This is a genomic window from Streptomyces solincola (assembly GCF_002982015.1).
Lineage (GTDB): Bacteria > Actinomycetota > Actinomycetes > Streptomycetales > Streptomycetaceae > Streptomyces > Streptomyces solincola.
The window spans coordinates 1-12,157 of the sequence record NZ_PVLV01000405.1; the positions used below are offsets into that span (position 1 = coordinate 1).

General features: G+C 73.4%; 8 protein-coding genes. 3 read left to right on the plus strand and 5 right to left on the minus strand.

Annotation, left to right across the window (positions count from 1 at the left end; genetic code table 11):
• Nucleotides 1-90: 90 nt before the first annotated feature.
• The 5 genes from C6N75_RS23075 to C6N75_RS23095 form a co-directional block, all read right to left on the minus strand.
• A complete protein-coding gene (locus C6N75_RS23075; RefSeq protein ID WP_105870816.1) occupies nt 91-1,107 on the minus strand; it encodes a ParA family protein in 1,017 nt (338 codons plus the stop codon).
• 502 nt (nt 1,108-1,609) lie between these two features.
• The gene (ald, locus tag C6N75_RS23080; protein ID WP_181160588.1) at nt 1,610-2,725 is read right to left on the minus strand and encodes an alanine dehydrogenase; all 1,116 of its coding nucleotides are present in this window, start codon (nt 2,723-2,725) and stop codon (nt 1,610-1,612) included.
• Between the two features lie 144 nt (nt 2,726-2,869).
• Nucleotides 2,870-4,945, minus strand: a complete 2,076-nt coding sequence (locus C6N75_RS23085) for a tetratricopeptide repeat protein (protein ID WP_407703262.1) — start codon at nt 4,943-4,945, stop codon at nt 2,870-2,872.
• 224 nt (nt 4,946-5,169) lie between these two features.
• The gene (locus C6N75_RS23090) at nt 5,170-5,802 is read right to left on the minus strand and encodes an NUDIX domain-containing protein (RefSeq protein WP_105870818.1); all 633 of its coding nucleotides are present in this window, start codon (nt 5,800-5,802) and stop codon (nt 5,170-5,172) included.
• 152 nt (nt 5,803-5,954) lie between these two features.
• On the minus strand, nt 5,955-7,613 hold the full coding sequence (locus C6N75_RS23095) for a CTP synthase (RefSeq protein WP_105870819.1): 1,659 nt from the start codon (nt 7,611-7,613) through the stop codon (nt 5,955-5,957).
• Nucleotides 7,614-8,117: 504 nt separating this feature from the next.
• Here C6N75_RS23095 and C6N75_RS23100 point away from each other — a divergent pair.
• The 3 genes from C6N75_RS23100 to C6N75_RS23110 all read left to right on the plus strand — a co-directional run.
• Complete coding sequence (locus C6N75_RS23100; RefSeq protein WP_105870820.1) at nt 8,118-9,923, plus strand: glycoside hydrolase family 15 protein; 1,806 nt, start codon at nt 8,118-8,120, stop codon at nt 9,921-9,923.
• Between the two features lie 149 nt (nt 9,924-10,072).
• On the plus strand, nt 10,073-11,707 hold the full coding sequence (locus C6N75_RS23105; protein WP_105870822.1) for a PucR family transcriptional regulator: 1,635 nt from the start codon (nt 10,073-10,075) through the stop codon (nt 11,705-11,707).
• A gap of 70 nt (nt 11,708-11,777) precedes the next feature.
• Nucleotides 11,778-12,157: Vgb family protein (locus C6N75_RS23110; protein WP_456340830.1), on the plus strand; the 380-nt coding region annotated here is incomplete at its 3' end.

Below are 12,157 nucleotides of genomic sequence, written 5' to 3' on the forward strand. Positions count from 1 at the left end.
CCCGGGGTTCGCCGCCGGGGCGGCGGGGGGTGGACGACTGAAGCGCCGTGCCCCCGGTCGTTCGGAACAGCTCGTCGGCACCGGGGAGACTCACTCGGCGTGACACCGGGCGAGCACCTCCCTGGCGAGCTGGCGGTAGGCGGCCGCGCCGACCGAGTTGGAGGCGTAGGTGGTGATGGGCTCGCCGGCGACGGTGGTCTCCGGGAAGCGCACGGTGCGGCCGATGACCGTGTGGTAGACGTGGTCGTCGAACGCCTCGACCACCCGGGCCAGCACCTCGCGGCTGTGCACGGTGCGCGAGTCGTACATGGTGGCCAGGATGCCGTCGAGCTCCAGCTCCGGGTTGAGCCGCTCCTGCACCTTCTCGATGGTCTCGGTGAGCAGCGCGACCCCGCGCAGCGCGAAGAACTCGCACTCCAGCGGCACTATCACCTTGTGCGCGGCGGTCAGCGCGTTGACGGTCAGCAGACCGAGCGAGGGCTGGCAGTCGATGACGATGTAGTCGTAGTCGCCCAGCAGCGGCTTCAGGGCGCGTTGCAGGGTGGACTCGCGGGCGACCTCGCTGACCAGTTGGACCTCGGCCGCCGACAGGTCGATGTTGCTCGGCAGCAGGTCCATGTTGGGCACGGCGGTCTTCAGCAGCACCTCGTCGGCCGACATGCCCCGCTCCATGAGCAGGTTGTAGACGGTGAGGTCCAGCTCCATCGGGTTGACGCCGAGGCCGACCGACAGGGCGCCCTGCGGGTCGAAGTCGACGAGCAGCACCCGGCGGCCGTACTCGGCGAGCGCGGCGCCCAGGTTGATGGTCGACGTGGTCTTGCCGACGCCGCCCTTCTGGTTGCACATCGCGATGATCTTCGCCGGGCCGTGGTCGGTCAGCGGGCCCGGGATCGGGAAGTACGGCAGCGGGCGCCCGGTGGGGCCGATGCGCTCGCGGCGCTGGCGGGCCGCGTCGGGCGCGAGGGTGGCCGCGTACTCCGGGTCGGGCTCGTACTCGGCGTCGGGGTCGTAGAAGTGACCCTCGGGGGCTTCCTCGTAGGCGGCGAAGTGGGTGGGCTCTCGGCCACTCTCGTTGCCGGCCGTGGCGTTCACGTGTTGGCCGTCCATCGTCTGCGTCGTGTGGGCTGTCGTCAGGTGCTGGTGCGGCTCGTACGTTCCCGGCTGGCCGCCCCCGAGAGTAAATGTCGACTCATTCACAAGTCGTCTTACCTCCTTGGACGGGACCAGGACACTTGTCGATAGGTCAGCGTGGCTCTATGCCGACGGTTTGCGACTCTATGGCGTGTCACCGCTTCGCAGCAACACAATCGGCCGGACGCGGACGGATGTGTCGGTACCCGGGCGGCCTTCTGTCAAGGGTGTTCGGCCGCTCATCCGTATGGTTTCGAGCAGGCGCGAATCGGTTAAAGCGCGACGTTCAGCGCGACTTGAGCACCCGTCAGACGTGCGCGGCGCCCGTGAGCCGGTCCGCGAGGGCGCACACGCGTACGCGTCCGGCCGGACCTCGGTGGGCAAGGTCCGGCCGGACGCGTGATGTTGGCGGCCCGTCGTTGACGGCGGGCGCCGGGTGCGGGAGCGGTCGGACCGCGCGCACACGTGGCGGCTTCGGTCAGCCGATGAGCGCGCCGAGCTCGACGTGCTCCAGGCCGTGCGCCTCGGCGACCTCCTTGTAGACGACCTTGCCGTCGTGGGTGTTGAGGCCCTTGGCGAGGGCGGGGTCGCGGCGCAGCGCCTCGGCCCAGCCGTTGTTGGCGACCGACACGATGTAGGGGAGCGTGGCGTTGGTCAGCGCGTAGGTGGAGGTGTTCGGCACCGCGCCCGGCATGTTGGCGACGCAGTAGAAGACCGAGTTGTGGACCTGGAAGGTCGGCTCGGCGTGGGTGGTGGGGCGGGAGTCCTCGAAGCAGCCGCCCTGGTCGATGGCGATGTCGACAAGGACACTTCCGGGCTTCATCCGGGAGACCAGCTCGTTGGTGACCAGCTTGGGGGCCTTGGCGCCCGGGATGAGGACGGCGCCCACGACGAGGTCGGCCTCGACGACGGCCTTCTCCAGCTCGAAGGTGTTGGAGACGATGGTCTTGATCTTCGTGCCGAAGATCCGGTCCGCCTCGCGGAGCTTGTTGATGTCCTTGTCGAGCAGGGTGACGTGGAAGCCCAGGCCGATGGCGATCTGCGCGGCGTTCCAGCCGGAGACGCCGCCGCCGATGACGACCGCCTCGCCGGCGTGGGTGCCGGGGACGCCGCCGGGCAGCACGCCGCGGCCGCCGGCCGAGCGCATCAGGTGGTAGGCGCCGACCTGCGGGGCGAGCCGGCCCGCGACCTCGGACATCGGGGCGAGCAGCGGCAGGGCGCGGTTCGCGGTCTCCACCGTCTCGTAGGCGATGGCGGTGGTGCCGGACTCCAGCAGCGCGTCCGTGCACTCGCGGGAGGCGGCGAGGTGCAGGTAGGTGAAGAGGGTCTGGTCCTTACGGAGGCGGTGGTACTCCTCCGCGATCGGCTCCTTGACCTTGAGCAGCAGGTCCGCGGTGGCCCAGACCTCGTCCGCGGTGGGGAGGATCTGCGCGCCGGCCGCGACGAACTCGGCGTCCGTGATCGAGGAGCCGACACCGGCGTTCTGCTCGATGAGGACCTGGTGGCCGTAGCGCACCAGCTCGTGGACACCGGCCGGGGTGATGGCCACCCGGAACTCGTTGTTCTTGACCTCGCGGGGGATGCCGACCTTCACGTCGATCACGGTCCTTGGCTTGGGGGGTACGGGGGGATATTGCCATACATACCCGGATGCACTGGACGCACCGGGAGAGACCGCACTCAATTGCGGCCCACCCAGTCTATTGAAGGGTCTGCGGTTGTCTAGCCTTGCGAATGTCTAATCTTTCGTCGGAGCACTGCGGATTTCGTAGGCGGATCGGGGGGTTCCCCCCTTGCGATCCTCCGTTTCCAGAAGACGATCAGCGGCCGCGCGGTGCAACCGGGCCGCCGCCGGGTCGCCGAGCCGGTCCAGGGTGTCGGCGAGGCGGAGCTGGAGCGCGGCGAGCAGCCGCACGTCCTTGACGGCGCGGGCGCACTCCACCGCCTCCTCGCAGGTGCGCAGGCTCTCCTGCGGGCGGCCCGCGTACTCCTGGACCCGGGCCGCCTCGCTCAACGCCCGGGCGTGGCCGGACAGATCGCCGAGACGGCGGTAGCCGGCGGCGGCCGCGCGCCAGTTCCGCAGCGCCTCCCCGTACCGGCCCTCGTAGCTGTGCACCGCGCCGAGCCGGCCGTACAGCCGCGCCTGGTCGGCCCGCTCGTCCCGGGCGAGCCGCTGGGCGAGCGCCCGTCCGTACCAGTCGGCGGCCCGCGCCCAGTCCCCCAGCTCCTGGTGCGAGCCCCCTACGGATTCCATCGCCCGGCTGACGGCGTACGGGTCGTTTCCCTCGCGTCCGGCGTCCAGCGCCGCCCGGTAGCGGGCCAGCGCCTCCCGGGTCCGGCCGGTGCGGGCGTCCAGGTCGCCCAGGTTCAGCAGGGCTGCGGCCCGCTCGCGGTGCAGTCCGCGCCGCTCGGCCACCCCCAGGACCAGTTGGTGCAGCCCGTACAGCTCGGGCGCGGCCTCCTCGGCCTCGCGGTGCGCGGCCAGCGCCCTGACCAGGGCGGCGACCAGTCGGCGGGCCAGGGTGTCCAGGTCGCCGTCGGCGACCGCGACGCGCGCCGAGGCGAGCAGGGCGGTCTGCCGGGTGGCGAGCCAGTGTCCGGCCGCCTCGGGCCCGTCGAAGCGCAGCGCCCGGGGCAGTCCGGCGAGCCGGCGGCGGGCCGGGGAGCCCTCCGGTTCGGTGACCGCCCGGCAGGACTGGAGCAGCCGCACGGTCCGCTCCAGCATCCGGGCGCGGGCCAACTGCACCTCGGCCGGCTTGTGGTCGTGCTCCAGTCGCTCGGCGAGCAGCGGCAGCAGGCAGCCGGGCACCCGGTACTGCCCCTCCCCCTCCGCCGCCAGGAAGCCGGCGGCGGCCAGTTTCTCCAGGTTGGCGGCGGCGGCCGACACCGAGCAGCCGGCCAGCGCGGAGGCGGTCTGGGCGTCGGCGAGGCCGACCGGGGCCAGCGCGAGGAGTCGCAGGGTGCGCCCGGCGGCGGCCGGCAGCACCTCACTCGCCAGGGTGAACGCCCTGGCCAGCGGCCGGTCGGCGACCGGCCGCTCCGGGTCCTCGGGCAGCGCGCGCAGCCGTTTGGCCAGGTCGGCGACGGAGGACATGGGCCTGGCGGCCAGCCAGCCGCCGGCCAGCACCAGGGCGGCGGGCTGGCCGCCGCACAGTTCGGTGAGCGTCTCGGCGGCCTGCGGGTCCACGGTGATCCGTACCGACCCGGCGTACCCCTCCAGCAGGTCGATCGCGGACTTGGCGTCCAGTCCGCCCACCGTGCACGGCCGGACGTCCGGGATCCCGGTGAGCGGGCCCCGGGCGACGGCGACCACCAGGCAGGCGGGGTTGTCCGGCAGCAGGGACGCCACCTGCTCGGCGTCGTCGGCGTCGTCCAGCAGCAGCAGGGCCCGGCGCTCGGCGCAGGCGGTGCGCAGCCGCCCGCTCAGCTCCTCCGCGCCGGCCCCGGCGGGGGCGCTCTCGCCCAGGGCGGCGAGCAGGTCGCGCGCGGTGCGCTCGGTGGGCACCGGGTCGCCGCCGGGCTCGGTGAGCCGGGCCCGCAGCACCCCGTCGCGGTAGCCCCGGGCCAGATCGCGCACCAGCTCCTCGGCGAGCGCGGTGCGCCCGCTGCCGGGCCGCCCGGCGATCAGCAGCACCCGGGCCCGGGGGGAGGGCCGCCCGGCGAGCGTGTCCAGGCCGGCCCGGGCGATGTCGGCCCGCAGCTCCTTCAGCTCCCGTACGCGCCCGTGGAAGCCGCGGCGCCCCGGCCGTGTACCGGGGCGGACGGCATCGCCGCCCGTCCCGCCCCCGTCGATGTCCACCGCCTGATCCGTCACGGGCCACGCTCCCGTCCGCCTGCGCACACGCCGATCCCGCCGGCGGTTGCCCGGGCGGGTGATCTCCCGCACCGAGCGTAGTTCAGCGACGACGGGCGTCCGGTGGAGCAGGGCGCCGGGTCGCCCGATCGGATCAGAAGATCGTCATACCGATCGCGCAAAGGGCGTACGCATCACCCGGACGCCCGCCTCAGGCGGCCGCCCGGCCGGTGCCCGGGCTGCGCTCAGGCCTCGAAGGGCCGGGCCGGCCAGGGCGCGTCGGCCGGGCGCAGGGCGTCCAGACCGCCGGCCGCCGCGCGGGCGGCGAGCACCGACAGCACCCCCACCACCAGGCAGTTGTTGTGCAGGTCTCCGGCGAGGACCCGGCGGGCCAGCTCGTCCAGCGGGACGCGGGCCAGCTCCATGTCGGCCTCCTCCTCCGCGGCGGCGAACTTCTCGCCCTCCACGTCGGACAGGCCCCGGGCCAGGAAGATCCGCACGGCCTCGTCGCAGCCGCCGGGCGTGGTGTACACGTCGGTGAGCACCCGCCAGTCGTCCGCCTTGACGTGCGCCTCCTCGTACAGCTCGCGCACCGCCGCGTTCAGCGGGTTCTCGCCGGGCACGTCGAGCAGTCCGGCCGGGATCTCCCACAGCTTGTGGCGCACCGGGTGGCGGTACTGGCGCAGCACGACGACGTGGTCGTCCCCGTCCAGGGCGAGCACGGCGACCGAGCCGGGGTGCACCTGGTAGTCGCGGCTGTGCACCGAGCCGTCCGGCATCACCACGTCCTCGGTGCGGACGCTGGTCTTCGCCCCCTGGAAGGGGGTGGAGGCCGCGGTGACCCGCCACTCCTCGGGGGTGTCCTTGATGGCGGTCATGGCAGACGTCCTCCTGGCCTGGCGAACTGGCGTGCGTACGGATCCGGCGTACACGACGGGCGTGTGTTACGGAAAACGGCGGACCGGGGCGCGCGGGCCCGATGAGGGCCGCGCACCCCGGTCCACCGTAACGCCGGTGGATCATCGACCGGTCAGGCGCTCGCCACGCCGGTCTTGCGCTCCACCGCGGCCTTGACCAGACCGGCGAACAGCGGGTGCGGCCGGGTCGGGCGGGAGCGCAGCTCCGGGTGGGCCTGGGTGGCGACCAGGTAGGGGTGGACCTCGCGCGGGTACTCGACGTACTCCACGAGCTTGTTGTCCGGGGAGGTGCCGGAGAAGACGATGCCCGCCTTCTTCTCCAGCTCCGCGCGGTAGGCGTTGTTGACCTCGTAGCGGTGGCGGTGGCGCTCCTCCACGTACGGCTGGTCGTCGTAGACCTCGCGCACGAGGGAGCCCTCGGCCAGCTTGGCCGGGTACATGCCCAGCCGCATGGTGCCGCCGAGGTCGCCGGCGCCCTCCACGTAGGCGAGCTGCTCCTCCATGGTGGAGATCACCGGGTGGGAGGTGGCCGCGTCGAACTCGGTGGAGTTGGCGTCCGCGATGCCCGCGAGGTTCCGCGCGGCCTCGACCACGATGCATTGCAGGCCCAGGCAGATGCCGAGCAGCGGCACCTTGTTCTCGCGGGCGTAGCGGATCGCGCCGACCTTGCCGTTGACGCCGCGCTCGCCGAAGCCGCCGGGGATCAGGATGGCGTCCACGTCGCCGAGCTGCTTCTCCGCGCCGGCCGGGGTCTTGCAGTCGTCGGAGGTGACCCACTTGACCTTGACGCGGGCCTTGTTGGCGAAGCCGCCGGCCCGCATGGCCTCGGTCACCGACAGGTAGGCGTCGGGCAGGTCGATGTACTTGCCGACCAGGGCGACGGTGACCTCGTGGTCGGGGTTGTGGACCCGGTCCAGCAGGTCGTCCCAGACGGTCCAGTCCACGTCGCGGAACGGCAGGTCCAGCTTGCGGACGACATAGGCGTCCAGGCCCTCGGTGTGCAGCACCTTGGGGATGTCGTAGATCGACTTGGCGTCGATGGCGGCGACCACGGCGGCCTCGTCCACGTCGCACATCAGCGAGATCTTGCGCTTGATGGCGGTGGGCACGTCCCGGTCGGCGCGCAGCACGATGGCGTCGGGCTGGATGCCGATGTTGCGCAGCGCGGCCACCGAGTGCTGGGTGGGCTTGGTCTTCAGCTCGCCGGACGGGCCGATGTAGGGCAGCAGCGAGATGTGGACGACGAAGACGTTGTCCCGGCCGACCTCGTGGCGGACCTGGCGCACGGTCTCCAGGAACGGCAGCGACTCGATGTCGCCGACGGTGCCGCCGACCTCGGTGATCACCACGTCCACGTCGTCGGTCGCCATGCGGCGGATGCGGTGCTTGATCTCGTTGGTGATGTGCGGGATGACCTGCACGGTGTCGCCCAGGTACTCGCCGCGCCGCTCCTTGGCGATGACCTGCGAGTACACCTGGCCGGTGGTGACGTTGGCCGAGCCGTCCAGGTCGACGTCGAGGAAGCGCTCGTAGTGGCCGATGTCCAGGTCGGTCTCGGCGCCGTCGTTGGTGACGAACACCTCACCGTGCTGGAACGGGTTCATGGTGCCCGGGTCGACGTTCAGGTACGGGTCGAGCTTCTGCATCGTCACCCGCAGCCCGCGCGCCTTGAGCAGGGCGCCGAGGCTGGACGCGGTGAGCCCCTTGCCGAGAGAGGAGGCGACGCCCCCGGTGACGAAGATGTGCTTGGTCGTCGAAGACTTCGGCGGCATGGCCAAGAGGGGGCTCCCGTGGTCGCGGTGGGTCAGGTGCGTACCGGCGCCGCCCGGACCTTCTGGTGCCGGGAGGGGTGCCGTCGCTGCGGTTCGGGGGGCCACCGACGAGGGGCGGCGCCAACCGGTCCACGGGCTACCAGGGTATCAGCGCCCCGGCGCCCCCGCTCCGGCCGCCGCGTCCGCCGCGACCCCCGGCGACCTCGTACGGGGGCTTTCGGCGGCCCGGTGAACACACGCGGCACACGGGCGAACACACGCGGCTGACGTGTTTCGCACAAGGTGTCGGAGGTCACTCGTCCGGCCGGACAGCAGTACCGGCACGCTCACACGGAGGGCCGGGGCATCGTCGTATCCTGCTCGGACATCCGCCGCGAGCGACGCACCCCCACCGGCACCATCCGCACACCCCGAAGCGGACTGCCACCACGCTCGTCGGCGACTGATCCCGACCCCTGAAAGCGCCCCGCGGGGCGAACGTTGCCGTTCGACTGGAGATTGCACGTGGCCGGGCGCATCGAGGACTACGCACTCATCGGAGACATGCAGACCGCCGCGCTGGTCTGCCGGGACGGCACGGTCGACTGGCTGTGCCTGCCCCGCTTCGATTCGCACGCCGTCTTCGCAGGCCTTCTCGGAACCGAGGAGCACGGATTCTGGCGGATCGGCCCGGCGCACGCCGCAGGCGCCGAGCCGCCGACCTCCGACCGCCGCCGGTACGCCGGCGACTCGCTGATCCTGGAGTCCGAATGGGACCAGCCGGGCCGCGGCAGCGTGCGGGTCACCGACTTCATGCCGCCGCGTGACGGCGCCCCGCAGCTCGTGCGGATCGTGGAGGGCCTCAGCGGCCGGGTGCGGATGCGCTCGGCGCTGCGGATGCGGTTCTCCTACGGGCGGATCACCCCCTGGGTGCACAAGATCGACGGCCGCACGGTCGCCGTCGCCGGGCCCGACTCGGTCTGGCTGGACACCGAGGCCGAGACGCACGGCGAGGACCTCACCACCTACTCGGACTTCACCGTCTCGGCGGGCGAGCGGATCGCGTTCACCATCAGCTGGCAGCCCTCCCACCACCACCCGCCGCACCTGCCCGACCCGGAGGGCGCGCTGACCGCCACCGCCGAGTTCTGGCGCGACTGGGTGGAGCAGTGCACCTACCGCGGCCCGTACCGGGAGGCGGTGGTCCGCTCCCTGATCACGCTGAAGGCGCTCACCTACGCGCCCACCGGCGGGATCGTCGCCGCGCCCACCACCTCGCTGCCCGAGGAGATCGGCGGGGGGCGCAACTGGGACTACCGCTACACCTGGCTGCGCGACGCCGCCATCACCCTCTCCTCCCTCCTGCGCACCGGCTACCGCGAGGAGGCCCGCGCCTGGCGCGAGTGGCTGCTGCGCGCGGTCGCCGGCGACCCGGAGAACCTCCAGATCATGTACGGCATCGCCGGCGAGCGGGAGCTGGGCGAGGCGGAGCTGGACTGGCTGCCCGGCTACGAGGGCTCCACCCCGGTGCGGGTGGGCAACGGCGCCGCCGCGCAGCTCCAGCTCGACGTGTACGGCGAGGTCACCGAGGCGCTGCACCTGGCGCACATGACCGGCCTGGCCCGCAACGACTACGCCTCCCTCCTCCAGCTCAAGCTGATCCGCTACCTGGAGGACCACTGGAACGAGCCGGACGAGGGCATCTGGGAGGTCCGCGGGCCGCGCCGGCACTTCGTGCACTCCAAGGTGATGGCCTGGGTCGCGGTGGACCGCACCATCAAGCTGATCGAGTCCGGTGACGCCGACGGCCCGCTGGAGCGCTGGCGCGAGCTGCGCGACGACATCCACCGGGACGTGTGCGAGAAGGGCTACGACCCGGAGCGCAACACCTTCACCCAGTCCTACGGCTCCAAGGAGCTGGACGCCTCGCTGCTGCTCATCCCGCAGATGGGCTTCCTGCCGCCGGACGACAAGCGGGTCATCGGCACCATCGAGGCGATCCAGCGGGAGCTGTCCACCGAGGACGGCTTCATCCTGCGCTACCCCACCGAGGGCGACGAGGCGGGCGTGGACGGCCTGGAGGGCGACGAGGGCGCGTTCCTCGCCTGCTCCTTCTGGCTGGCGGACGACCTGGCGATGATCGGCCGGGTCGACGAGGCCCGCAAGCTGTTCGAGAAGCTGCTGGGCCTGCGCAACGACCTGGGCCTGCTGGCCGAGGAGTGGGACAGCAAGCACCAGCGCCAGGTGGGCAACTTCCCGCAGGCCTTCAGCCACGTCCCGCTGATCGACACCGCCCTGCGCCTGACCGCCTCCGGCGCCTACGGCGGCTGACGCCCGCCCCGCGTCCCCGGGCCCGCCGGCCCGGGGACGCGCGGTCCGCCCCGCCGGTGACGAGTCGGCAGGTCCGGCCCCGTGCACCGGACACGGCGGCCATTCCCGCGCCCAGCCCGGTCCGGGTAGCGTCCGAGGGTATGAGCACCATGGACGGACAGGGCGGCGGCATCACGGTACGGCGGGCGCTGGAGCTGCCCGGGCTGCGCGGCGGACTGCCCGAGGTGATCACCGGCGCGGACCGGCTGAACCGCACGGTGCGCTGGGTGCACGCCGGCGAGGTGCCCAACATCGCCTCCCTGCTCAAGGGCGGCGAGCTGCTGCTGACCACCGGCCTGGGCCTGGGCACCCGCCCGGCCGAGCAGCGGGCGTTCGTCCGCAGGCTGGCGGACCGGGGCATCGCGGCGCTGGTGGTGGAGCTGGGCCCGCGCTTCTCCCGGCTGCCGTCGGTGATCGTGGAGACCGCCCGGGCGGCCGGGCTGCCGCTGGTGCAGTTGCACCGCGAGGTGCCGTTCGTCTCGGTCACCGAGGAGGTGCACACCGAGATCGTCAACGGCCACTACGCCATGCTGCGGCAGGCCGAGGAGGTGCACCGGCGCTGCACCGAGGCGCTGCTCGGCGGCGGCGGGGTGCCGCAGGTGCTGCGCATCCTGGCCGACTTCGCCGCCAACCCGGTGTTCCTGGAGACCGCGGACGGCGGACTGCTGTACGCCGCGGGGCCCGCCGCCGGCACGGCCGCCGCCGACCCGCTCCAGGTGTGGGAGGGCCTGCGCGGCCAGCGGGCGGCCCGGGAGGCGGGGCCGCCGGCCGGGGCGGTGGTGGTGGACGTCCCCGGCGGCGGCGGCCCCGGCACCGGGTCGGTCCGGGCCAAGCTGGTGCTCCTTGCGGTGTCCGCGGCGCTGTCCCCGGTGCACCGGATGGCCGCCGAGCGCACCGCCGGCATCCTGGCGGTCGTCCTGATGCAGGCCCGCCAGGAGGAGGAGCTGGCGGCCCGGGGCCGGGGCGACTTCCTCACCGACCTGGCCGAGGGCCGCGTACCGCCCGACGAGGCCCCGGCCCAGGCGCGTGTCCTGGGCTTCAAGCCGGGCGACGGCCCGCTGCTGCCGGTGGTGATGCGCCTGGTGGCCGAGGGCGCCCCGGCCGGCAACTGGTCGGTGCTGGCCCGGGCGGTGCCCGAGGAGCTGGGCTCGCTCGGCGTGCCGGTGCTGCTGGGCGTACGACCGGTGGAGGGCCGGGTGCTGCTGCTGCTCGGGCTGCGCGCGGACACCGAGCGCTCCGCGGTGGCCGACCGGGTGGCGGCGGCCCTGCGGGCGGGTGCGGCCCGGGCCGGCCTGGAGCGGCCTGGGGCGCCCGCCCCGGTGGTCGTGGTCGGGGCGGGCGGCGGCTGGGCGGCGGCGTCGGCCGGGCTTCGGCACGCCGCGGAGACGTCGGCGGCCGCCCAGGGGCTCCCGGAGCAGCCGTGGTTCGACGCCCGGCGGCTCGACATCGACCTGCTGCTGTGGCGGCTGCGCGAGCACCCGGACCTGGCGGCGTTCGTGGACCGGGCGATCGGCCCGCTGCGCGAGCACGACCGCACCTCCCGGCCGCCCCTCCTGCCGACCCTGGAGACCTATCTGGCGCACGCCGGCCGCAAGGCGGAGACCGCCCGCGAACTGCACCTCAACCGGCAGACCCTCTACAACCGGCTGGCCCGGATCGGCGAGCTGCTCGGCACCGACCTGGACGACCCGCACACCGTCATCGGCCTCTCCCTCGCCCTGCGCGCCCGCCGCCACACCGCCTGAGGCGGGTTTCCGTACGCCCTCTTCACACGGGTACCGGCATGGGCCCGGCCCGTGGGGACAGGGAACTCCCATGTCGAGCCTCCCCGCGCCGCGGATCACCGAGTTCACCGTGACGGACGAGAAGGCCGGGCCCTACGGCGTCGCGGCCGGCCCGGACCACGCCCTGTGGCTCACCCTGGTGCACCGAGGCGCGGTCGCCCGCCTCGACCCCGAGGGCGGCAGCTTCCGCGAGTTCCCGCTCGACGCGCCCGGCTGCGGCCCCACCGTCATCGCCGCCGGCCCGGACGGGGCGCTGTGGTTCAGCCGCACCCAGGACCACCGCATCGGCCGGATCACCCCCGACGGAGCCGCACGGTCCTTCCCCCTGCCCACCCCCGGCGCCGTCCGGGCCGGCGGCCAGGCCGTACGGGCCGGCGCCGGGGGTGGGCAGGGGGAAGGACCGTGCGGCTC